The organism is Sphingobacterium sp. UBA7625 (genome assembly GCF_002484085.1).
GTDB lineage: Bacteria > Bacteroidota > Bacteroidia > Sphingobacteriales > Sphingobacteriaceae > Sphingobacterium > Sphingobacterium athyrii.
This window is the reverse complement of record NZ_DLJD01000042.1, coordinates 1-23302: the sequence shown is the minus strand read 5'-3', so window position 1 is coordinate 23302 and position 23302 is coordinate 1. Positions and strand designations below refer to the sequence as shown.

Here is a 23302-nt window from a genome sequence, read left to right as displayed (position 1 = left end):
GGAGTGGTGCAAAGATAGGGAGATTACTAACAAACTTCCAAGCCTTTTGTTTTATTTTCTTTTGATATCACCCTAACTAGCTGGACATGTGGCTGATTGTTTTTGCAGAACAGGGTTGAGGAAGCCTAAAATGGAGAATCGTGTACCGCAGAAAGGACATGGCAATGCAAAAACAACCCTATGGGCATGGGTTTACCCTTATTTACAGTATCCTGATGCCCGGATGGAGGATTTCGGGTCCTTTCCGGAACGGAAATCGGAACTCAGGCCCGGCGGATGCCGTGGAAAAGAAAAGGGAATCGAGCACAGGTGCGGAGACGCTGGATCGGAAAGGCCAGCGAAGCAAGGTCTAAGGTCAGATAACAGTAGACCTCCAGGGGAACTAGAGCGCACCCCGGCCGGATAGGCAAAAGACCAGGACCGGAAAACTCCCAATGAGCCGGATCACCCCGGTCAGGGAGACCGAATCCTGGGCAGGCATAAAAGCCGTAGCCCGGCAGTCCGCTTGGGCCATAGAAAAACAAGGCAGAAGCAGCAACAGCAATGCCGATACAGATCCAATGTTTAGTTAGGGTTTACTTAGGTTTTGTTTAGGTTTAGTTTAGGTATTCATTAGGTTTTACCTAATGAATACCTAACTAAATCCTAACCTAAATCTAGCTTACTTCTAAACTATTATAAAATCAATACTTGAACAGATCATAACATAACTAAAAGCGGAGGTGCGACATGAACAATCCCAAATCCGACCTCTCTAAATTCGCTTGGACCAACCATTTAGGTCGCGATCAAACCCGATTCGGAAGCGAACAGTGCCAGAACCGCAGCCAAAAAAAATTGATATAAGCTAACAACGCGTAAAATTCAGTGGAAACGCAGTTTTTTGAAGTTGAAAAGTCAAAAATCATGAATTAAGCCGTATATTCGGATAAAAGAAATATTTAATCAACATTCCCGATTTTGAACGAACTTTTCAAAATTTACCAGCTTGATGCGAATGAAGCACTACGCATCCAAGAATCGAAAAACGAAATACATCAACATGATTTCGAAGAACTGATTATCGGTGTCAAAGGACAATTAAAACATTTTATCGATTTTAAAGCGGAAACCTATACAGCTCCGTTCATCAGTTTTATCGCGCAAGGTAAAAATCATCGGGTAACACCTCTCCTATTGGACCAAGAGATCGACTTTTGGGTAATCAGATTTAAAAGCGAATTCATTCCCGAAACGACCTTCCAGCTCTATGCGCATTTTCACGAAAATGCGACATTAACCTTTTTTCAGCCCTCCTGTTTTTCCAGGTTGGTGATTTTGTGCCAACTGATGCAACAGGAAACGCAACAAGCCGTAGCTGACTATGCGGTAATTAAGCAGTTGTTAAGCACAATATTTATTATGATAGAGTCTGAGCGGAAAAAACAATTTCCTGCTACACAACAACAATTAAAAAACCAAAGTACAACATTCACCAGTTTTCTATCTATACTGGAAGAAAATTATCGACGACCGGAGGGCGTTAACTATTACGCGGAAAAACTTTTTATGTCTGCCCGCAATTTAAATCTGATCTGCCAAAGTATATTGCAACAAAGTGTATCGGAGATCATCGAAACAAGAAAACTGATAGAGGCCAAAAACCTGCTGCTAACAACAAATAAAACCATTTCAGAAATAGGTTTCGAATTGGGCTATCAGGAAAAAGCTTATTTCACCAATGTTTTTAAGAAGAAAGCTGGGATGACCCCATCTGAATTTAGACATGAAATTCAGAAGCTGATTTCCGAATAATACAACAATTTGGCTAAAAAACAATACCTGATACCGTTCCAGACCACCTAATTTTGTACGAATAATTAACGCTATTCGTATCATTCAAATGCGTAGAAAGGATTTTATCAAAATTATGGCAACACTCCCCCTATCAGGCATAGCAGGCCCCGCAAGTTCATTACGTAAATTTTCTACTGACCTTGCTGCTACAGACAAATTTCCGGTTCTTTTTTTAGGACACGGAAGCCCCATGAATGCCATTGAAGACAATGAGTTTGTCCAAGGGTTCAGAAAAATAGGACAGACATTCGAAAAACCGAAAGCAATCTTAGTGATCTCAGCACACTGGGAGACACGTGGAACATTTGTTACGGCCATGGAGCATCCGGCTACAATCCATGACTTTGGCGGTTTCCCGCAAGCTTTGTTTGACGTGCAATACCCTGCCCCCGGAAGCCCCTCATTAGCCCATGAGACAAAGCGCATCGTTACAAAAACAGCGGTTCATCTAGACGATAAATGGGGCTTGGACCATGGCTCCTGGTCTGTTGTCAAACACCTGTACCCCAATGCTGATGTTCCCGTTATTCAGATGAGTATTGACTATACCCAGCCTGCTTCCTATCATTATGAAATTGCGCAACAACTGGCGGAACTACGGAAAAAAGGTGTCTTGATTATTGGAAGTGGAAATATGGTCCACAACCTCAGGATGGTTGTCTGGGACAAACTCAATACAACAGGATATGCTTACGAGTGGGCTACCCTTGCCAATGATAAGATGAAAAAGTTTATTCTGGATGGCAATCATCAGGCTTTAATTGATTTCAGGCAGCAGGGAAAAGAGTTTGATCTAGCCATCCCTACACCGGAGCACTATCTTCCTTTAATCTATAGCCTGGCTTTACAGGAAAAAAATGAAGATTTATTTTTGTTCAATGACAATTCTGTAGCAGGCTCCCTCACCATGACCTCATTAAAAATCGGATAATGAAAACGACGGGATTTCTTATGGATGTTTTGACGGTAGCGCAGAGATCGGTACATTTGTCTTATAGAATGCATAATCGCTTAATTTAAATCATGGCAACGAAACCTGTTATCGAAATCGAGTACTGTCCAAAATGCAATTGGATGTTGCGTGCGGCCTATATGTCCCAAGAAATCCTGAGCTCGTTCACAGAAGATATCCATGGGGTACTGCTTATTCCAAGTGAAATTTCAGGCCGCTATACCATACGCATAGACGGAAAAGAAATCTTCGATCGAAAGAGAGCCGGCCGATTCCCGGAAATAAAGGAGCTAAAACAACTGATCCGGGATATTGTCGCTCCTGAAAAATCATTGGGACACTCGGACAAAACTTCCTAGCATTCTTTCAATATAGCATAAATCGGATTTTATAAACTTCTTCTTCTTAGCACCTTTGTGTACACTAAATGGACAATCATGACTATTCAACAAGAAGTAGATTTTCAACGTATCGCCAAGGCAATACATTTCTTGCAGGAAAATTTTAGAACTCAGCCCACATTAGGGCAGATCGCTTCCCATGTCTACATGAGTGAAGCTCATTTTCAACGGATGTTTACCTCTTGGGCAGGAACAAGCCCAAAGAAATTCCTGCAATATATCAGTTTAAATCACGCAAAATCATTATTGAAAGAAAACAATATTGCAGAAACCACCTTTCAGCTGGGTCTTTCAAGTAGTAGCAGGCTGCACGAACTCTTTATCAATATCGAAGGGATGACACCCGCTGAATACAAGAATGAAGGCGCCAACTTACTCATTTCTTATCATTACTATGAAACGCTTTTTGGTCCTATCATTATCGCTTCTACCTCAAAGGGCATTTGCCATATTGCCTACGAAGAAGATAAAGACGCTGCGCTCAAGACACTCCAAAAGCGTTTTCGAAACGCCAAATTTATACAGCAAGGAGATATCATGCACGAAAATGCATTAAAAGCACTAAATCCACAGGATAATGACATCGGTCAGGTGAAATTGCACCTCAAGGGGACGGAATTTCAATTGAAAGTATGGGAAGCACTATTAAAAATTCCGATGGGTAATTTAAGCACTTATGGTTCAATTGCTTCTCAAATTGGCAATCCCAAGGCTTCACGCGCAGTGGGCACTGCTGTTGGCAGCAATCCGATTGCGTATCTGATTCCCTGTCATCGGGTTATTCAAAACAGTGGTATATTTGGCGGTTATCGTTGGGATCCGATGCGGAAAACAGCGATGATTGGTTGGGAAAGCCTCCATGCCGCAATATAAAAAAACAAAACGGCAAGGATATCATGGAACTCTTCGACAATCTTTTTGATGGAAACAAAAATATACTACCCTATGATGGGACAGTCAATTATTACGGCAAAATACTAGATCAGGCCCAAGCAAATCACTATTTCGACCGGTTAATGGATTCCATCGAATGGGTAAATGATCGCGCTATTATTTTTGGAAACGAAATTATCACCAAACGCAAAGTTGCCTGGTACGGCGAGCAGGCCTTTGAATATAGTTATTCCAACACCACAAAAAGGGCTCTCCCTTGGACAAAAGAACTTCTCGAGCTAAAAGCACTTGCTGAATTGAAAACACAGGAAACCTATAATTCCTGCTTATTAAATCTATATCACAATGGTGACGAAGGCATGGCCTGGCATAGTGACGGAGAAAAAGACCTGAAAAAAAATGGGGCAATTGCTTCTTTAAGTTTTGGAGCCGAAAGAAAATTTGCGTTCAAACATAAAACCACAAAAGAAAAGATAGATCTTATTTTAGGAAATGGTAGTCTCTTGGTCATGAAAGGCTTCACACAGACCTATTGGTTGCATCGGCTCCCCCCTACAAAAAAAGTTTTTAAACCACGTGTCAATCTTACTTTCCGAACCATCGACAATTTTCTTTAAAAACATCTGAATCATAAATGCAGTTCATTTAAACCGAATTATATACGTCGTGAGGAATATCAGCACAACATTTATGACTTGAGCAAGCATAAACTTTATCGGGTGAGCAATTGGATCAATCTCTCCTGACGCAGCGATTGATCCAATTGAATTGATACATTAGTTTACTGCTTCCCAAACGTTATCTTTGGCTGTGTAATCCATGAAAACACCCCCATCCAGCGTAATCTTTTTTATCTTCTTAGGTGATGACCAGGTAATTGTTGCCTGTTTTTCATTGGGCTGCCAAATCGAAGGCGTCTGATGTTTTGTTTCCAAAGTGCCGTCCGCATAGGTGATCAAGACATCAAAAGGAACGGCAAATCCGCCAACATTAGCGATCGACAGGGTATTTTTATTATCAGCTTGTTTTAGGCTATCCACCTTTAAATCAATATAATTATTGGTAAAATACCAGTTTTTCCAAAACCAATTTAAATTCTGACCCGCTCCAGCATTGATGCTGTAAAAGAAATCCCATGGTGTCGGGTGCTTACCATGCCATAGATCCATATAATGATGTAACGCTTTTTTGAATTGTGTATCGCCAAGATAATCCCGCAGCGCGATATACGATAAGGCGGCTTTGATGTAGGCATTATTTCCATACCCCAGACCATTCAGTTGTGAAGTCATCGTAATCAATGGCTGGTCCTCCTCGGTCGATGGATCGAAGATATATCGTTTCACACGCGAATCTTTAAACAGCTCCTTATTCTTTTCGGCGCCAATCTCTGCATTACCGATCCAAAATTCCAGAGCCGTAGCCCAGCCTTCATCCATATACCCATATCGGGTCTCGTTGATCCCCATATAGAAAGGGAAATAGGTATGGGCGATCTCATGATCCGCTGTTTGTCGGGCATCAACCAAATTATCGGGCACACTCGAATCATTGATCATCATCGGGTATTCCATATCCGCAAATCCCTGTATTGCTGTCATCGTGGGGTAGGGATAGGTCACTCCGGGCCAGTTTTTCGAAAACCATTCAATACAGTATTGCTGCCAGCCAATATACTGTTCAAAATCGGGCGTGCCAGCAACATAGCTGGATTGTACACTAACGCGTTTCGTTCCCAAGTCTACACTGGCCGCATCCCAAATATAATTGTCACTCACACTGAAACAAAAATCAGGAACATAAGTCGCTTTAAATTTCCATTTGTTCCATTCCTGTTGTACCGTCACCTTGCCCATTTTCATCTCGGAGGCTGTAGCAACATGGATAGGTACATCACTCTGTTTCGATTGCTCAAAGCGTTCTAAAATAGGCTTCTGCAATACTTCCGCCGCATTCTGAAGCTCGCCTGTAGCCCATACGACAAAATTTTTAGGAACAGCAATTTCAAACTGATAATCATTAAAACCATTATAGAACTCCTGTCTACCGTTATGCTCCAAAACATCCCAGCCATTGTAATCATCATAGACAGAAACACGTGGATAGGAATAAGCACAATAGAAAGTAGATGCGTTAAGCATGCCATCGCGGTCGCTCTCAACCGATAAAGGATACTCCCAGCTGATCGCTAGGGTCGTCACGGTACCGGGGAGTATTTTCTGTCCAAAATCACCAAGTTTCACTGTGCCCCAATCCGCACTATTTACCTCATAAACCTGTCCGTTGAGCGTGAATGATTTTATTTTCAGCCCCGAGGTCAAATAATCATCCGAGGCATAGTTAGCACGCACGGCATTGGGCTTGTGCACATTATTCACAAATCGGATAGCCAATTGCTTCAGTGTATCAGGGCTGTTATTGGTATATAAAATTGTCTCATTTCCACGAACAGTCCTCGTCGCAGGATCCAATTGTACCTTGACATCGTATTTTCCAAAGTTTTGCCAGTAATTTTTACCGGGCTCTCCGGTAGTGGTTCGTGTACCTTTTTCAATGGCTTGTTTAATATTTCTGGGTGTATAGAGCTCCTGCGCGCGTGTCAAGCCTGTCATCAATAGTAAAGCCAAACCGCAGCGATATATGTTTTGTCTGATCATATCTCCGAATTAAATAATCAAAACTAAGATAAATTTGCGCTTATTTCCAAGTTTAATTACGGGATTCTCCCTTACTGCCAAAAATATTCCGCCCCGCACCGTTGAGCCGTAACCCCGGATCATTCATCCGGACCGATAGCCTTTACACGCTTATCCGTTTATGCCAATATCAATGTTTTACGGAATTGGCTTTGCCCGATTAGAAAACATTTTAATATTTTTGACGTTTAAATCTAAGATAAACCCGAAGGTATGCAGCGACTATTACGTAATCACTATTTATTCACTTTCTGTTTTTTACTATCGTGCCTACTGCTGATATCCAATACGCTTGTAGCTCAATCTGAAAGCGAAATAGATTCTGCTTCATTCTATAAAAAACAACGCGACTCGATTTTGGCAAGCCAATATGATATATCGGACTTAATCGGTCGCATTATTCACCCTAAACGCAAAAAGGAACGATCGAGCAAACGTTCTCCGATTACGCTAATGCCTAATATCGCCTATAACCCTACGATCGGTGGACAGATCGGTGTCAAAGCCGTTGCGGGGAAAATATTGGGGGACCCAAAGACGACAACTATGTCAATTGCGGCAACATCAGCGTCCATCACGACCAAAAACATTATGGTCTTCTACATCAGCCATAATGTGTTTACCCCAAACAATAAACTGAATTTTCAAGGAGCTTTCGCTTTGGTCAAAATGGTTGCATTGGATGCGGGTTTGGGTATGACTCCTTACGGCAAATGGAACAATGAAGAAGAGGAAATACTTGCGAATCCCGAACATAAAAAATATGGTGCCAAATACAATGCCTTTACGTTTAATGAGAAGGTCTACAAAAAGGTTGCCGATGATTTGTTTCTAGGAGCTGGATTAGCATTCGACCTTCGTCGAAAGATAACAAGCAGTGGTCCTAACGGGAATATTACACCAAATACCATTTACACGGAAAAACATGGTTTTGCCCCAGATAGCTATAATTCAAACGGACTGTTGCTAAATATGCAATACACCACCCGAGATAATCCCAACAGACCTTATAAGGGAATCTATTCGGATATAGGTCTGCGATGGAATACAACCTTACTGGGCAGTAGCAAAAGTGCCGTCCAACTCACGACTGACTTTCGTAAATACTTTAGTGTATCGCAATCCGATCCCGCACATGTGCTTGCATTCTGGTATTGGGGTTCGTATAAGCTGGGCGGTGTCCTCCCTTACTTTGATCTGCCGGGGACAGGAAGGGATGCCGCTGTAAGAACAGGCCGTGGCTATACAATTGGTTATTTTAAGGGGATATCTTTTGCCTACGCAGAAACGGAATATCGCTTTCCAATTTTAAAAAACCGTTTTTTGAGTGGTGCAGCATTTTTTAATCTCCAAAGTGCAAGCGATGAATTAGGGACAAAACTTTTTGAAAGATGGCAACCGGGAGGCGGCGCAGGATTACGCGTCCTGTTTAACAAAGCCACCCGGACAAATCTCTGTTTGGACTACGCCATAGGAAAATATGGATCCCGTGGATTCTTCCTCGGATTGAATGAAGCGTTTTAATTTAATGGAAAGCAGCAAGACTTCTTTTCTATAAAATCATTAAATTAGCCGATATTGTAGCTTCGCCTAAAATCCGATAGGCGGAGCCTCCCATTGAAGATAAATACGCATGAATTTACAGACGATTTTTCTATACTTTTTGCTTTTTGGATTCGCTTCCTGCCAGCAGACAATTCAATCTAATTCTCAAAATATACCGACAAAAGATAGTGCGGTCAACAACCAAAATCGGCAGGTGGCTGAAAGCCCCCGTATAGTGAAACCTCTACTTGATACATCCACCTATGCTAATCCGCGAACCGAAGAGACGGCTAATCAGCAACGACAACAGCTCGTCAAATTGGCTGATGAGGGGCTCTTTGAAAAATTACATCTAAAGTTGCTTAAGGACCTTGCCGAAAACCAAAAAAATTATTTCGAAAGCCATACAAACCTCGATTTGCTGGCTCACACAAATGGGGATATCTTTGGCAACAAGGAAAATGATGTTGCTTATGTCGTTTATGATAAAGAAAAACATCAAATTGAAATCATTCTTTTTGACCAGCAGAGCAAACGGTTTAAAACATTGTATCGAGATGTACATGTATCCAATTTATTGCAACAATCCGATTGTTACTATACCAATGGCACAATAGATTATAGCATTGCCGCCGAACTGATCTATCAGGAAGACTATATCCGTTCGAGTCAATCAAATTACTTGATCGATGACAAGGCATTCTCCATTGATGATATCTCAAAAAATAACAACATCGATCTGAAACGGGGATGCCTAAGCAAAGATTTTTCGAAAAATAGCATGGCTAATACCTTGTGTATACCGACAAGTTCAGTATATGCGAATTATCAATACCTAAAATACAATAAGACCAAAGAGATTTTTGAAATTTACTTTAGCCAAGAATTTGCGGACTAGCCGATCGAACCATTAGCCATGAAAAGAAATTACGTACTCGCCGCCCTTTGTCTATGTGGCAAATTATATGCACAGACTACTGACAGCACCAACAATAGGCTTGAACAAGTGGAGATTAAAGCTTATTTTACTAAACAGCCTTTATTAAAACTAACCTCATCGGCGGCTGTGTTAAGCCAGCAACGTTTACAATCACAGCAATCGCCGGCGCTTGTCTCCGTTATGAATACGGTGCCCGGATTACGTATGGAAGAGCGTTCCCCGGGGAGTTACCGACTGGCACTGCGTGGCAGCATGCTGCGTTCTCCGTTCGGTGTACGTAATGTAAAGATCTATCTGGATGACTTTCCGCTCACAGATGCAGGTGGAAACACTTATTTAAACCTGGTCGACCCTTACACGATAGACCAGATCAATGTTTTGAAAGGTCCTGATGGTTCCATTTATGGTGCAAACTCCGGTGGTGTAATTTCACTCTACAGCAAAGGTTATAATACCCTGACCGAGCCCGAAGTCAACCTACAGCTAACAGGAGGTTCGTATGGGTTATTTCAACAGCAGCTCAATGCCATGCTGCCCATAAAGCAGAAACAACAGTTGGCCATCAATCAAAGTTGGACGCGTAGTGACGGGTATCGACAGCATTCATCTTTGAATAAGAAGAACATCCAGCTAAACTACAATTGGCAATATGCCAAACATGCTGAACTAAAATTTACAGGGTTTTACACTGATCTGGGCTATCAGACTCCCGGCGGCCTGACTATTGCACAAATGGATGACGATCGACGGCAGTCCCGCCCCAAAGCTGGGCCAAACCCAAGTGCGGCTGAACAAAAAGCAGCAATCTACGATAAAACATTTTTCGGAGGTCTGAGCAACCAAACGAATATCAGTTCCAATTTAACCTTATTTGCCAGTGTTTTCGGTTCATCCAACCAAATTAAAAATCCTTTTATCACAAATTATGAAAAAAGGGATGAGAAAAATCTGGGGACGCGACTATATCTATCCTATGTCGACCGGGTCAGCAAAAACTTAAAGTATGAACTGCAATTTGGTTTAGAAGCACAAAAAGGCTGGTACGATATTGACAATTATGATAATAACCAGGGGAATATAGGTAATCCGCAAGCGAAAGATAAATTGGAAAACAGCCAGCAATCATATTTTGCACGCACACAGTTATCTTGGCTGGAACGCCTTCAAGTCGAATTATCTGTCGGACTCAATGAGAACAAAATCGCTTATCAACAGCGCTATCCTGTAGCCCAGGCGGATAAAGCACAGATCGATTTCGGGAATACCTGGATGCCACGGGCAGCTGTTTCCTACCAGGCTACAGCAACTTTCGCCCTTCGGGCCTCGATCTCAAAAGGATTTTCTGCGCCGACAATTGCTGAAGTACGCTCATCCGACAATATAATTAATAACGAACTCAAGCCGGAGACCGGCACCAACCATGAATTTGGTGTTCGATGGCATTTGTGGAACCGTCGAGTTATTTTTGATGCCTCAGTGTATAGTTATCAAATGAATGATGCCATTATTCGACAAGTACGTGAAACGGGAGCAGAATATTTTCAGAATGCAGGAAAGATAGACCAAAAGGGAATCGAAGCCTCTATATTGACCTACTTGATGACTCCAAAATCTTCGGGGATAATCCGTAGTTTACAGGTGGGGAGCAATTTCTCGTTAAATCATTATGCTTTCAAAAATTATAAGGTAGGAGATAAAGATTATAGTGGCAACAAACTAACAGCGGTACCGAAAACAGTTTGGGTCAATACCTTAAATGCCCTTTTTCCCTACCAAATTCGATTGGATCTTCTTTCGAATTTAACCGCCGCAATACCATTGGATGATGCCAATACAGTCTATGCCAACCGCTATCATCTTTTACAGGGCAAAATATCGTGGAGTACAGCGATAGGTCAAGGATATCAGCTCAATCTCTTTGTCGGTGCCGACAATTTGTTGAACCAAAAATATAGTCTCGGCAATGACATCAATGCTTTTGGTGGCCGATATTTCAATCCTGCTCCCCTGCGAAATTATTATGGCGGTATGAGTTTTCATTTTTAATCCCCTGATATATGGAGTTCCATCAATATACGTTGACAACAATAGATTTCGGTTCAGTAAGCCGTTATTCTTATTTTTCTTGGATGGATAGTGCCCTGGCAAATATTCAAGTCAATGTCGTGGAGATGGAATTCAATCAGGCGACCTTTCAGGTCCTCGAAAATTACAGGGATTTCCGGGTGATGGTTATCTACAGATCACCTGTAACTTCGCTTTTCTGCAATTGTGGGGAGACAGGTTTCTGTAGTCACCAGAAAGCGACATTAACAAGGCTATTCGGACAAGAAAACTGGTTGTCTTTTTTTGACTTTAACCGGTATCGAAATCTTTTAAAAAAGATTGCTGTACAATATGGTTTAGAACATGAGCCCTTATTGGAAAACTATTTTTCAGCACATATTAAAGATGCAGCGCTGCAATTTGTTCTCAAAGATAAACACCTGACATCCATAGACGATTTTGATCTCCTGGAACCACAAACAAGACCCACTAAAATTCACAGTGAACAACTGCATAGCTTCATTGTACTGACACGTAATCGCTATTATAAACAATTACAGGTCCTGCTATGTCAGGCACCCCTGTCTAAATCGGGCACGCCGAAAAACCCAATTTCCACAGTGGAGAGCCAATCACGGATCTGGCAAACAGACTCCATTGACGAAACCCAGTTTTTTGCGGCGATCAGCCAATTGGCTCAACCCCTACAACAGACAGATACACCCATTGGCCGAAGTCTGCGGGCCATTGCCAAGAATCCTTTGGCCCTGGATTTTTTCCTTCATGATTATGAAAAAGCAGAAAATATAACGGCTACTTCCTTATCTCCGATTCAAATCGGTCTCAGCAAAGGCGAAATCAAACTGCTGATCGAACAGCGCGGTTCCTTTTATTGCATTAAAGGAGAATTATCCATTCATGGCATTACCTACGAACTACAGGATCTGACTATTCTTTTTGATCATTTTATCGCCATAAAAAAGTACCTATATCTTGTTGAGAATAAGCTTCATCTCAAACTGATTCGTTTGTTTGGAAACAAAGGAAATGAGCTGCGTATACACCGGAATAAGTTTAAAGAATTTAACGAATTATTCCTGGCCCCTCTGGCCAATTCGGTTGCGTTAAATTTTAAGGATATCCCCAAGGCGAATAAACCGCAACTGAAAGAAAACCTCTACTATCAGGATATGCAAGCACTTATCTTCCTGGAGGAATCGGAAGATTTTGTAAATATCATTCCTGTCATGCGTTACGGTGATGTTGAGGTTCCGATCCTGAGTAAAAGAAATATATTTGGAACAGATGCGAAAGGATCCCAATTTTTGGTAGAGCGGAAAAAAGAGGCTGAAACAAAAGTCATCTCACTGCTCCTCAAGCAGCATACTTATTTTCAGGAGCAATTGGATGATGATAGTTTTCAACACCTTTATTTACACCGTAAATATTTTCTCGATAAAAACTGGTTTTTAAATGCATTTGAAGAGTGGCACCAACACGGAGTCCAAATCATTGGATTCAATACCATACGAGGCAATAAACTGAGCAGGTTCAAAGGCAAAATACAGATCGAGGTATTAAGTGGACAAAATTGGTTTAATGCCAATATTCAAGTCAAATTTGGTCCCAAAAGTGTCTCGCTTAAGAAACTGGAAAAAGCAGTCCGCAACCGTTCCCAATTTATTCCCCTGGACGATGGCACACTTGGTGTCTTACCTCAGGAATGGCTGGAAAAATTTGAGGCCTATTTTAATGCTGCAGAAGTCATTGAAGACGAACTTCTTCAGATTCCCAAATTCAAGTTTAATGAAATCGACCAGCTCTTTTCCAACGAAGAGATGGATCATGCCGTATCCGTCGAGATCGACTATTTAAGAAATCAGCTCTCCACATTAGCAAGCTACCCGCCGGTGCAATTACCCGACATTTTTGTCGGCGATTTGCGTCACTATCAGCAGCAAGGGTTACAATGGCTCAACTTCTTGGACAAATTAAATTTTGGTGCCTGCCTGGCGGATGACATGGGGCTGGGAAAGACAGTTCAAATCCTGGCCTTTCTGGCCACTCAAAAAGCAAAAGGCATAACGACACCAACATTGCTGGTTCTCCCTACGACGCTGATTTTTAACTGGAAGCGCGAAATTGAGCAATTCTTACCTTCTTTTAATACACTCGTCCTAGAGGGGCCAAACCGACGCGACATAAGCGAGCAGTTTGAAGAACTGGATATCGTGCTTATTTCTTACCATAATCTACTGACCGACATCAATAGGTTAAAGAAACTGACCTTCAATTATGTTATACTCGATGAGTCTCAATACATAAAAAATCCGGATTCACAGCGGTACAAAGCGGTAAATTTACTGTGCGCTCGAAATCGTATCATACTAACAGGAACACCTATTGAGAATAATACCATGGATTTGTTTGCGCAGCTTTCTTTTGCCATTCCGGGTTTATTGGGAAATAAAAAGTACTTTAAAGACGTCTATACGACGCCAATTGATGCTTTTCACGACCGCAAAAGAAAGAAGATGCTAAAGGAAAAAATAAAACCCTTTATCCTTCGAAGAACAAAACGGGATGTATTGGATGATCTTCCCGCAAAAAATGAATTGGTACTCTATTGTGAAATGAAAACCGCACAGCGACGGATATATGATCTCTATGAAAAAGAATTTCGGGAGTTTATCTCTGCTAAAGATGGGGATGAAATCAAGAAAAGTCCGATGCACGTTCTGAAAGGTCTGACCAAATTACGACAGATCTGCAATTCCAGTAAATTGCTCCAGAGCGAAGATTTAACGTCTGCCGAAGATTCAGCAAAGATTGAAATGCTGATCGAGCAAATCCAGCATAAAAAAGATCAGCACAAAATCATCGTGTTCTCGCAGTTTGTCAGCATGTTGCATCTGATTAAAGAAGCGTTGGATAAAAATGGAATACCGTCGCTCACCCTCACCGGTCAATCGCGAAACCGGGGACAGCTTGTCAGTGATTTCCAATCGAACGAAGATAGCCGGGTTTTTCTGATTAGCCTCAAGGCCGGAGGAACGGGGCTTAACCTCACTGCTGCGGATGTGGTTTATCTCGTTGATCCCTGGTGGAATCCGGCTGTGGAACAACAGGCGATTGATCGTATCTACCGTATTGGCCAACAAAAGAATGTCACCGCAGTACGTCTGATCAGTCCAAATACCGTTGAGGATAAAATTCAGGCGCTTCAGCAGCATAAAAAGGAAATCAGTAGCACTATTCTTGAGGATGGAGGAAGCTTAGATGCTTTTTACCTTGATAAGGATTATTTACTTAAGATTTTACGGTAGGATTTATTGCCTTACAGCTTTTTAATTTAGTTATTCAGTTATCTGATAATTTGCTTTCTATATTTCGAGTCAATTATATATTTTACTCCCTTAGCATCTACAAAAACAGGCTTACCCTCATATCGTTCATCGGTCTGTTTGTCCAAAGCAACGCGGTATAATGCACCTGAACGCGAAGAAGAATACCTGATATCTCCTTGATGTCTAATACGGGCAACAACCACATTAGAAAGATCAACAGACGCCGCATCTACTTTATCCATCGTTTGCTCCTTTGCGACAGCCTTTTTACCTTTATCAGCCGTTCGTTCCAAACTAACGACATTAGATTGCATGTTTACAGGAAAAAAAGGATCTATCCAACGATTTACAATAGGGAAATTTTCATCCCAATTATTTAAGGAAGTAAGCTGCTGACCATTTACTCTACTTGCGAATACAAAAATTGGCAGTAAAAATAAGCAGCGTCTAAAGAATATCAATTCAACTCTCAGCATATCTTTTTTACTTATGCCTAAAACACTTCCAAATAAAATGCCACACACCTATTCCCGTCATATCTTTAACATATTTTTAACGATCACCGTACATTAGTTTGATATTTAACTGTTTTATATTTAACTTTGTTTTATGAAAAATGAATCCCCCAATCCGGTAAAACCCCTAGTGGATGCTATCATCTCGTTAAGAACGAGCTTAAAACAATATTATATCCAGAAAATCAAGGAGCAACAATTGGATATCACCTATGAGATGTTGCAGGTATTGGCGACCCTTTGGAAAAAGGAACGCATGAATCAACAGGATATCGCTGTTGCGATACAGAAAAACAAAGCGAGTGTCACTCCGCTGATAGACAATCTTTGCAAACGTGACCTGGTAAAGCGTGTGAGTGATCCTAATGACCGTAGGAACAACTTAATTGAACTCACCTCAAAAGGCGATGCGTACAGGGAATTATTGAATCCTGTACAACAAGATCTTTATCAGGTGATCCTAAAGGAAATCACGCCGCAAAAAGTATCGGAGATCACTGAGCTTTTGGAAAAATTGAATCTGATCATTGATAAACAGTAAAAAATAAATATGATGTACGAAAAGTAATACTTTTCCGTACAGGACGAATAGTAAAAATGAGCCATGAATAGTTCAACATTAAGTGAGAAAGAAGTTAAACGAAGAAGAAGAATATGGGCCATCAATAGTGTATCAGCGTTAGTTATTGTCGTAACGATTGTATGGGGGATTATGGTTTTCTTTCACATCAATGAATCTGTTTATACGGATGACGCACAAGTAGATGCCCATATTACACCGATCAATTCAAGAATCAGCGGCTATATTAAGGATATACGTTTTGATGAACACCAAAAAGTACATAAAGGCGACACACTTGTGATTATAGACGATTCAGAATATCGCATCTTACTACAGAATGCCGAAGCCAGCTTAGCGGATGCAAAAGCCAATAAGACCATAGCACAATCGGGAATCGCCATTGCCAATACTGGTACGGCCATCGCCAATGCCAATATTGAGGAAATGAAGGCCAGGCTGGACAATATGGAAGCCAATTACAACAGGTACGCGAGTCTGGTAAAAGACGAGGCAGTGACCCGTTACCAATTTGACCAGGTAAAATCGGAGTATGAAGCCATGTCGGCCAAATACAGAGCATTGCTTGCACAGCAACAAACGTCCAAACTCAACAGCCATGAATCCGTACAAAAAGTATCCGTCAACAATGCTTCATTGCTTAAGGCCGAATCTGCGATAGACTTAGCCAAACTGAATTTATCCTATACCGTAATAACTGCTCCTTATGATGGGGTATTGGGCAGACGGAATATCGAAGAGGGACAGTTGGTGCAAAATGGTACACCACTGGTCAACATCGTCCGTGATGAACAGAAATGGGTAACGGCAAACTACACCGAAAGCCAAATGAAAAACATTACAATGGATAAAAAAGTCAACATAGAAATTGATGCTTTGCCGGGAAAAACCTTTGAAGGTAAAGTAGTCGCAATATCTGAGGCAACTGGATCCAAGTATTCGGCTGTTCCTGTCGACAACGCTACGGGAAACTTTGTAAAAGTACAGCAACGGATACCCGTCCGTATCAATTTCACGGCATCCAACTCCAGACGGGATATGGATCTTCTCCGCGTGGGCATGAATGCTATTATACGTATAAAGTAAATCATGAAAGATCGTATTTTTAGAGATTGGCTGAGCCCAACATGGGAACTATTCTTTTTGTTCTTGCTCAACATTATATTTTCCTTCAATAACGGAATCCCATCGTCGGTCAATACGTATGTCATGAACGGTTACGCCGGCATAAGTGCAGATCTCAATATGGCAACATATTGCTATTATGCCGGTATGGTCTGTGCAATTCCATTAGTGTTTCGGTTGATTAAGCTTCTTCCCAAAAAAACGATACTGATTGTTTCGACCATTGTTATCCTTTTTTCAAATGCGATTTTGGAACATGCCAACAATGGCATCAATATCTGTATGGCTACGTTTTTTATTGGAAGTGCCAAAATTATCGTCACCATGGCCATTATCGGGGAAATGATTCCTTTTCTGATGCCACGTGGAGAACGTTACCAGCTTTATGCTGTTTATTACCCGATGACAATGATCTTCCCGGCAATAGCAAATTATATAGCCACTATTTTCGCAACAACATTCTACTGGGAAACTGTATTTCTATTCCAGAATATATTATTGGCTATCGGTTTATTGCTATGCATTATTTTTATGAAATCGTCTAGTTTCAAAAAAGTACCTCTTTACCAGTATGACTGGTTTGGGAGCATATTGTTTTGCATTTCCCTGCTGAATATGGCGTATTTTGGTACTTATGGATTAACACAAAACTGGTTTCACTCCAAATTGATTATACTGACAGGAGCTGCGGCAATTTTATTCCTTGCTCTCTTTATAAATAGAAGTGTTATCATCCGAAAATCGCTGATGAATTTTGAGGCCTTTTCAACGCGGACTTTGCCCATATCCGTCGGAACGATCTTTCTATTCGGAATTTTTTACAGTTCCACATCCTTATATAGCTCACTATTGGGAATTACACTTGGAACAAACCCATTGGAGATCGCAAAAGTAAACACTTACGTCATTCCCGGATACCTTATCGGTGCGCTGATTTCGTATGCATACTTTAAGTTTACCAAAAAATGTAAATTCATCTTGGCTTTTTCCGCTATCTGCTATGCATTATCTTCTTTTTTCTTTGCACAGATTGCCGGTCTACAGGTACATACCACCCTATTTTACCTACCTATGATTTTAAGAGGGATCGCTGTGATTACATCGTACATTGGCATAGGCGTATATATGGCGGCTAATATCCCAAATAAATATTACTTATCTGGATTGGTTTTTCTGATCCTGACCCGTTCGTTCTTGGTGCCCGTTGTGTGGAGCAATACTATTGCCAATTGGTATTATCGTCAACAGGTCATTAAAACAGGTAATTTGGCTAACATCATAGATAACACGAATAGCCTGGTTTTACAATCAGCCAATATCGGCAAATCGGTACAAGTACAAGCCTCTTTGCTTGCCATTCGGGACAGTTATAACGGATTGTTTATTGTGGGATTGATCCTCGTATTCCTCATTTTGGTGTTTCCTTATCATTCTTCCCCTGCCAGACGCATTTTCAACTGGAAAAGAAAAAATACAACAAAAGAAGCCCTACAGATTCCGGTCGCTTAATCTTAACTGATATAAATCTCTGTAATATACCGAAACACGATACGTTGGGAGATCGCATATTTTTCAAACAACGAGCGAAGGTCATCGTATAAATTTTTATTCTCCGTCCCCTCTTTAGGAAAATAAGAGGATGATCTTACCCTTCCCAAAAAGGATTTCAGGTCAAATACTTGTTGGTTAGGCAAGGATACCTTCGTCATTGGTCTATCGGCAAAAAAACTACGAAGGTCCGCATCAGTTATATTTTTATGACTGACAGATTGATAGCTGGGAATATGGTTGTGTAAAAATTGTTCATATTCCCTTTGGAAAGCATCTTCCGGATCACGTTGATTCCAGGCCAGCACAATATGACCGTTTTTTGTAAGAATGCGATTAAATTCTTTGAAACAGGCGGTCCGATCGAACCAATGAAAAGATTGCCCGGCGAAAATTAAATCTACACAACCGGACTCGATAGCGGTATCTTCAGCCGTGGTGTTCAATGCAATTAAGTTCCGGTATGTTTTAAAATGGTGCACCAAAGATTCACGCATCTCCCTGTTGGGCTCCAGAGCAAAGACATCATTTCCATTTTCTAAAAATAACTGAGTGGATAAGCCGGTACCACTGCCGATATCCGCCACCAGCCAGCTTTTATTCAGACCTATCTTTTCCTGAAGAATCTGAATAATTTCTTTGGGATAATTGGGTCTGAATTTTTCATAATCCACAACCCTGTCGGTGAATCGCTCAATACTATTTTTGCTCATATCAGATTTGCTATAGCTAATCGATTATATCTTCATCTCTGAAGCTATAATATCCATTGTCCGTAAAGATCAGGTGATCGTTCACCCTAATATCCATAATTTTTGATGCTTCGACAATTTTTTGCGTCAGAATTCTGTCAGCATTACTCGGCTGCAAAGTCCCTGAAGGATGGTTGTGAATCAGTACAATAGAATGCGCTTTTATTGCAAGGGCATTTCTCAGAATAATTCGGACATCGACTGGTGTAAAATCATTTCCACCGCGGCCGATAAGCTGTTGATCCAACAATTTGCATCCCGTGTTCAGATAAAGTGTCCAAAATTCCTCATGGGGTAAATCCTGTAGGATTGGTTTCATAAAATCATACACACGCTTGCTGCTATTTAAAATCTTCTTTTCCTCTGCCGGAGATTCTTTCTTGCGCCGCGCCAGCTCCAAGGCTGCAATAATCGATATGGCCTTGGCCTCACCAATACCTTTATATCGACTCAATTCATTGACTTCCATCTTGGAAAGTGTATCCAGGCTATTGTTGGCATCCGCTAAAATACGTCGGCAAAGTCCTACGGCACTTTCGTCCATTGAACCAGATCCGATCAAAATAGCCAATAGCTCCGCATCGGAAAGGGCCCTTCGTCCCTGATTCAATAATTTCTCGCGGGGACGGTCGGCCTCGGACCATTCCCTGATAACTAATTTATGCAGATTTGACATTGTTTAAACTATAACCGGCTAGCTAACATAAATATATAAAATATTTCGCATTATTTTTGAGATCAAATTCCTACAAATAACGTGATTTTAAAAAAATGGAGATTGGGATTTACTTCGCATTTCACTCTGAAACATTATCTTTGTATTTCATAAAAATTTTTGAACATGAGTAAAGCGATTATTAAAACAGAAAAAGGCGACATGACTGTGCAATTCTACACAGCCGATGCTCCAAATACAGTAGCAAATTTTATTAAACTTGCTAAATCAGGTTATTACGACGGATTGGCTTTCCACCGTGTTATTCCTGATTTTGTTATTCAAGGTGGTTGCCCAAATTCACGTGAAGGTGCTGCAGGTATCCCCGGAACAGGTGGCCCCGGATATAAAATCGATTGTGAATTAACTGGTGAAAATCAATACCATGACAGAGGTGTATTGTCAATGGCTCACGCTGGTCGCAATACAGGGGGTTCTCAATTTTTCGTTTGCCACAGCCGCAATAATACAGCTCACTTAGACCGTAACCATACCTGCTTCGGAAAAGTAATCGAGAATGTTGATGTGGTAGACGATATCAGACAAGGAGACCGTATTTTATCAATTGAAGTAATCGAAGATTAATTCTTGGAGATTTAAAAAAAATTAAGATGAATTTAAGAGCATTAGTATCTGTAACTGGTAAACCAGGATTGTTCAAATTGGTTGGACAAAACAAAGGCGGTTTTATTTTAGAAACCCTTGATCAAGCAAAAATTAAAACTGTGGTAAGTTTATCTTCGACAAAAATGGCAACATTGGAAGATATTACCATTTATGGTGACGAAGAGGAAATCCGTCTTTTGGATATCTTCGAAACCATTAAAGAAAAAGGTTTGACATTACCTGACACGAAATCAGACGGCGCTACATTGCGGGATTTCTTCCGTGAAGTTGCTCCAGGCCATGATGAATCTCGTGTATACACATCAGATATCAAGAAGGTAATCACTTGGTACAACATTATCAAGGAATTCCCTTTATTTGAAGAAGAAGCACCTGCTCCTTTGGTATAATCCAGCTAGCCGGATAAAAAAAGCCCCGCAACAAGTTCCGGGGCTTTTTTAGTTTTTCGCAATAATCTTTTTTGCGTATTATGCAAATACTTGACTAGTGACCTTTTGGTTCGACGTCCACACGTTTGATATCTGCACCTAGTTTGCGTAAGCGTTCCTCGATGTCTTGATATCCACGTTCGATCTGTTCGATATTGTGGATCACGGACTTTCCTTTTGCAGATAAAGCCGCGATCAATAAGGATACTCCTGCACGAATATCAGGAGATGTCATTTCGATACCTCTCAAAGAATGGGATTTATTCATTCCGATTACGGTCGCGCGGTGCGGATCACACAAAATGATCTGTGCACCCATATCTATTAATTTATCGACAAAGAACAATCTGCTTTCAAACATCTTTTGGTGAATCAATACATTCCCTTTCGCCTGTGTAGCGACCACAAGAATAATACTCAGAAGATCCGGTGTAAATCCGGGCCATGGTGCATCCGAGATGGTCAGAATGGAACCATCTATAAAAGTATCAATTTCGTAAGAATCCTGTGCCGGAATAAAGATATCGTCCCCTCTCAATTCAAATTGAATACCCAAACGGGAAAATACCGAAGGTATTACACCCAATTCCTGAAAACAGACATCTTTAATAGTAATTTCTGAACCGGTCATTGCCGCCAAACCTATAAAAGAACCGATCTCAATCATATCAGGCAACATACGATGCGATGTTCCGCCAAGACGTTGTACCCCTTCTATGGTCAGCAAATTAGATCCAATGCCCGATATCTTAGCCCCCATACGATTCAACATTTTACAGAGTTGTTGCAGATAAGGTTCACAGGCCGCATTATAAATAGTTGTCGTTCCTTTGGCCAATACCGCAGCCATAACAATATTTGCCGTACCGGTTACGGACGCTTCATCCAATAAAATATAATTACCTTTCAGTTCGGTAGCATCTACATTAAAGAAGTGTGTGGATGCGTCGTAGACAAATTTGGCACCTAGTTTTTCAAAACCCAGAAAGTGTGTATCGAGACGTCTACGCCCGATTTTATCACCTCCCGGTTTTGGAATGGCAGCTTTGCCAAAGCGAGCCAATAATGGTCCTACAATCATGATCGAACCACGTAAGCCCCCGCCCTTCTCCTTAAACTCAGGCGATTGGAAATAATCTATATTAATGTCTTTGGCTTCAAAAACATAAGTATCTTTATCTATACGATCAATTTTAACGCCCAATGCGGCCAACAGATCAATTAACTTATTGACATCTTTAATATCCGGAATATTACTGATGGTCATGGGTTCTTCAGTCAGTAAAACTGCTGACAGAATCTGTAAAGCTTCATTTTTTGCTCCTTGTGGAATAATCTCTCCCTTTAACGGTTTTCCACCGATTATTTCAAATGCATTCATTTATATAACTGATATCTTCTTATTACAACAAAACCCGAGGTATAATTTAGTTTCCTGATGTCACTAAATGAAAATCCGGACTTCTTAAAATCAACAAAATTGTATTGAAAAAAGTTTATGGAATTTTCCAATGCACAGATTCCGTTCAGTCAGATCCTATTGACCGGAACTGATAAACAAATCCATTCCATAAATAAAGAAGGCAATTGTAAAGAAATATATGAATCACTTCGCAATTGCCCGCTTCTTATAAATTAAAAACTTAAAGAACTAGCCTCTTTTATTATTATTGTAATTATTCTGAGGTTTTCTGTTTCTATTGTTGTTGTTATTGTTATTGCTGCCACCAAAATTGTTCCGCTTCATGTTGTTATTGTTGTTTGACATACGAGGCTTGCCACTACCACCGCTGCCTTTCGACTGATAACCTGAAGAGTTGTTATTGTTGCTGCCGCTATTATTATTGTTTCCGCTTGAATTGCCTGTTGTAGGACCTTTAACACGGTTTCCAGGAGGCGGAGTTTTAAAATCAAGTTTAGTCAATACCGTACCTTCGGGTAGAGTCAATTGGTAGCCGGACAATTCCTTCAAATCCTGGATTATCAATTCATCAGATACGGAATCTTTGTTCCAGGTAACATAGGCCATTTTCATAAAATTGGCGATACCGATCACCATCTGCTCGCGTTTAGGCTCATCGGTCACTTTTAAGGCCTTATCAATCATTTTTTCCACCGTAAATCCATAGTGTTTGAATTTGATGGAATGTTGCGGATAGCCCAAGTGTTCCACTTCATGCTTCACACTTTTTGCGGTAGCGATTGGATATGGTGAGTCAATATCAAGCTTAAAATCCGAGATAATCTGGAGGTGATCCCAAAGTTTATGCTTAAAATCTGAAACGTCTCTTAAGTGTGGATTCAACACCCCCATCATGTCGATCACGATTTGGGCATGTTTATTTCTTTCTTCCT

General features: G+C 40.9%; 22 protein-coding genes. 16 read left to right on the top strand and 6 right to left on the bottom strand.

The window, feature by feature from the left end; translation table 11 throughout:
- The first annotated feature begins 130 nt into the window (after positions 1-130).
- The 7 genes from B4G94_RS18015 to B4G94_RS17985 all read left to right on the top strand — a co-directional run bounded on the left by B4G94_RS18015 (position 131) and on the right by B4G94_RS17985 (position 4700).
- Entirely contained in the window at positions 131-406 is a 276-nt protein-coding gene (locus B4G94_RS18015) for a hypothetical protein (RefSeq protein WP_286860652.1), read from the top strand.
- A gap of 28 nt (positions 407-434) precedes the next feature.
- Complete coding sequence (locus tag B4G94_RS18010; protein ID WP_286860649.1) at positions 435-572, top strand: hypothetical protein; 138 nt, start codon at positions 435-437, stop codon at positions 570-572.
- 388 nt (positions 573-960) lie between these two features.
- Positions 961-1794, top strand: coding sequence for a helix-turn-helix transcriptional regulator (locus B4G94_RS18005; protein WP_286860647.1), 834 nt, complete (start codon positions 961-963; stop codon positions 1792-1794).
- 115 nt (positions 1795-1909) lie between these two features.
- Entirely contained in the window at positions 1910-2767 is an 858-nt protein-coding gene (gene ygiD / locus B4G94_RS18000; RefSeq protein WP_286860644.1) for a 4,5-DOPA dioxygenase extradiol, read from the top strand.
- 92 nt (positions 2768-2859) lie between these two features.
- Positions 2860-3147, top strand: a complete 288-nt coding sequence (locus B4G94_RS17995) for a SelT/SelW/SelH family protein (protein WP_108636909.1) — start codon at positions 2860-2862, stop codon at positions 3145-3147.
- Between the two features lie 78 nt (positions 3148-3225).
- On the top strand, positions 3226-4062 hold the full coding sequence (locus B4G94_RS17990; RefSeq protein ID WP_165305773.1) for a methylated-DNA--[protein]-cysteine S-methyltransferase: 837 nt from the start codon (positions 3226-3228) through the stop codon (positions 4060-4062).
- Between the two features lie 23 nt (positions 4063-4085).
- Positions 4086-4700 carry an alpha-ketoglutarate-dependent dioxygenase AlkB family protein gene (locus tag B4G94_RS17985; protein WP_165305772.1) on the top strand — a complete coding sequence of 205 codons (615 nt, stop codon included), beginning with the start codon at positions 4086-4088 and terminating at the stop codon, positions 4698-4700.
- Between the two features lie 159 nt (positions 4701-4859).
- On the opposite strand, the gene B4G94_RS17980 is transcribed toward B4G94_RS17985, so the two are convergent.
- On the bottom strand, positions 4860-6740 hold the full coding sequence (locus B4G94_RS17980; protein WP_286860640.1) for a M1 family metallopeptidase: 1881 nt from the start codon (positions 6738-6740) through the stop codon (positions 4860-4862).
- Between the two features lie 252 nt (positions 6741-6992).
- Here B4G94_RS17980 and B4G94_RS17975 point away from each other — a divergent pair, with 252 nt between their 5' ends.
- The 4 genes from B4G94_RS17975 (at position 6993) to B4G94_RS17960 (ending at position 14636) form a co-directional block, all read left to right on the top strand.
- Positions 6993-8303, top strand: coding sequence for a BamA/TamA family outer membrane protein (locus tag B4G94_RS17975; RefSeq protein ID WP_108636911.1), 1311 nt, complete (start codon positions 6993-6995; stop codon positions 8301-8303).
- A 109-nt stretch (positions 8304-8412) separates the two neighbouring features.
- Positions 8413-9222, top strand: coding sequence for a hypothetical protein (locus tag B4G94_RS17970; protein WP_286860637.1), 810 nt, complete (start codon positions 8413-8415; stop codon positions 9220-9222).
- An 18-nt stretch (positions 9223-9240) separates the two neighbouring features.
- Positions 9241-11310: a TonB-dependent receptor gene (locus tag B4G94_RS17965; RefSeq protein WP_286860635.1), complete on the top strand. Its 2070-nt coding sequence runs from the start codon at positions 9241-9243 to the stop codon at positions 11308-11310.
- An 11-nt stretch (positions 11311-11321) separates the two neighbouring features.
- Positions 11322-14636: a DEAD/DEAH box helicase gene (locus tag B4G94_RS17960; RefSeq protein ID WP_286860633.1), complete on the top strand. Its 3315-nt coding sequence runs from the start codon at positions 11322-11324 to the stop codon at positions 14634-14636.
- 38 nt (positions 14637-14674) lie between these two features.
- Here the strand turns inward: B4G94_RS17960 and B4G94_RS17955 are convergent, their stop codons facing one another.
- On the bottom strand, positions 14675-15133 hold the full coding sequence (locus tag B4G94_RS17955; protein WP_286860631.1) for a hypothetical protein: 459 nt from the start codon (positions 15131-15133) through the stop codon (positions 14675-14677).
- A gap of 133 nt (positions 15134-15266) precedes the next feature.
- Between B4G94_RS17955 and B4G94_RS17950 the strand changes: the two genes are divergently transcribed.
- From B4G94_RS17950 to B4G94_RS17940, 3 genes are all read left to right on the top strand, one after another.
- Positions 15267-15713, top strand: coding sequence for a MarR family winged helix-turn-helix transcriptional regulator (locus B4G94_RS17950; RefSeq protein WP_108636916.1), 447 nt, complete (start codon positions 15267-15269; stop codon positions 15711-15713).
- Between the two features lie 63 nt (positions 15714-15776).
- Complete coding sequence (locus B4G94_RS17945) at positions 15777-16838, top strand: HlyD family secretion protein (protein WP_286860629.1); 1062 nt, start codon at positions 15777-15779, stop codon at positions 16836-16838.
- A 3-nt stretch (positions 16839-16841) separates the two neighbouring features.
- Positions 16842-18386 (top strand): MFS transporter, encoded by a 1545-nt coding sequence (locus B4G94_RS17940; protein ID WP_286860627.1) that lies wholly within the window; start codon positions 16842-16844, stop codon positions 18384-18386.
- A gap of 2 nt (positions 18387-18388) precedes the next feature.
- On the opposite strand, the gene B4G94_RS17935 is transcribed toward B4G94_RS17940, so the two are convergent.
- Complete coding sequence (locus tag B4G94_RS17935) at positions 18389-19138, bottom strand: class I SAM-dependent methyltransferase (RefSeq protein WP_286860625.1); 750 nt, start codon at positions 19136-19138, stop codon at positions 18389-18391.
- Between the two features lie 16 nt (positions 19139-19154).
- Positions 19155-19853, bottom strand: a complete 699-nt coding sequence (gene radC / locus B4G94_RS17930; RefSeq protein ID WP_165305761.1) for a RadC family protein — start codon at positions 19851-19853, stop codon at positions 19155-19157.
- Between the two features lie 165 nt (positions 19854-20018).
- Here radC and B4G94_RS17925 point away from each other — a divergent pair, with 165 nt between their 5' ends.
- Positions 20019-20477 carry a peptidylprolyl isomerase gene (locus B4G94_RS17925; protein WP_108636920.1) on the top strand — a complete coding sequence of 153 codons (459 nt, stop codon included), beginning with the start codon at positions 20019-20021 and terminating at the stop codon, positions 20475-20477.
- A 26-nt stretch (positions 20478-20503) separates the two neighbouring features.
- On the top strand, positions 20504-20908 hold the full coding sequence (locus tag B4G94_RS17920; protein ID WP_104385787.1) for a DUF5606 domain-containing protein: 405 nt from the start codon (positions 20504-20506) through the stop codon (positions 20906-20908).
- Between the two features lie 94 nt (positions 20909-21002).
- Here B4G94_RS17920 and murA read toward each other — a convergent pair whose 3' ends face one another.
- Complete coding sequence (gene murA, locus B4G94_RS17915; protein WP_108636921.1) at positions 21003-22328, bottom strand: UDP-N-acetylglucosamine 1-carboxyvinyltransferase; 1326 nt, start codon at positions 22326-22328, stop codon at positions 21003-21005.
- A gap of 270 nt (positions 22329-22598) precedes the next feature.
- Positions 22599-23302: DUF4290 domain-containing protein (locus B4G94_RS17910; RefSeq protein ID WP_286860620.1), on the bottom strand; the 704-nt coding region annotated here is incomplete at its 5' end.

Coding starts and splice junctions, on each gene's coding strand:
- B4G94_RS18015 (WP_286860652.1), top strand. CDS start 131: ATGGAGAATCGTGTACCGCAGAAAGGACATGGCAATGCAAAAACAACC.
- B4G94_RS18010 (WP_286860649.1), top strand. CDS start 435: ATGAGCCGGATCACCCCGGTCAGGGAGACCGAATCCTGGGCAGGCATA.
- ygiD (WP_286860644.1), top strand. CDS start 1,910: ATGGCAACACTCCCCCTATCAGGCATAGCAGGCCCCGCAAGTTCATTA.
- B4G94_RS17995 (WP_108636909.1), top strand. CDS start 2,860: ATGGCAACGAAACCTGTTATCGAAATCGAGTACTGTCCAAAATGCAAT.
- B4G94_RS17990 (WP_165305773.1), top strand. CDS start 3,226: ATGACTATTCAACAAGAAGTAGATTTTCAACGTATCGCCAAGGCAATA.
- B4G94_RS17985 (WP_165305772.1), top strand. CDS start 4,086: ATGGAACTCTTCGACAATCTTTTTGATGGAAACAAAAATATACTACCC.
- B4G94_RS17980 (WP_286860640.1), bottom strand. CDS start 6,740: ATGATCAGACAAAACATATATCGCTGCGGTTTGGCTTTACTATTGATG.
- B4G94_RS17975 (WP_108636911.1), top strand. CDS start 6,993: ATGCAGCGACTATTACGTAATCACTATTTATTCACTTTCTGTTTTTTA.
- B4G94_RS17970 (WP_286860637.1), top strand. CDS start 8,413: ATGAATTTACAGACGATTTTTCTATACTTTTTGCTTTTTGGATTCGCT.
- B4G94_RS17965 (WP_286860635.1), top strand. CDS start 9,241: ATGAAAAGAAATTACGTACTCGCCGCCCTTTGTCTATGTGGCAAATTA.
- B4G94_RS17960 (WP_286860633.1), top strand. CDS start 11,322: ATGGAGTTCCATCAATATACGTTGACAACAATAGATTTCGGTTCAGTA.
- B4G94_RS17955 (WP_286860631.1), bottom strand. CDS start 15,133: ATGCTGAGAGTTGAATTGATATTCTTTAGACGCTGCTTATTTTTACTG.
- B4G94_RS17950 (WP_108636916.1), top strand. CDS start 15,267: ATGAAAAATGAATCCCCCAATCCGGTAAAACCCCTAGTGGATGCTATC.
- B4G94_RS17945 (WP_286860629.1), top strand. CDS start 15,777: ATGAATAGTTCAACATTAAGTGAGAAAGAAGTTAAACGAAGAAGAAGA.
- B4G94_RS17940 (WP_286860627.1), top strand. CDS start 16,842: ATGAAAGATCGTATTTTTAGAGATTGGCTGAGCCCAACATGGGAACTA.
- B4G94_RS17935 (WP_286860625.1), bottom strand. CDS start 19,138: ATGAGCAAAAATAGTATTGAGCGATTCACCGACAGGGTTGTGGATTAT.
- radC (WP_165305761.1), bottom strand. CDS start 19,853: ATGTCAAATCTGCATAAATTAGTTATCAGGGAATGGTCCGAGGCCGAC.
- B4G94_RS17925 (WP_108636920.1), top strand. CDS start 20,019: ATGAGTAAAGCGATTATTAAAACAGAAAAAGGCGACATGACTGTGCAA.
- B4G94_RS17920 (WP_104385787.1), top strand. CDS start 20,504: ATGAATTTAAGAGCATTAGTATCTGTAACTGGTAAACCAGGATTGTTC.
- murA (WP_108636921.1), bottom strand. CDS start 22,328: ATGAATGCATTTGAAATAATCGGTGGAAAACCGTTAAAGGGAGAGATT.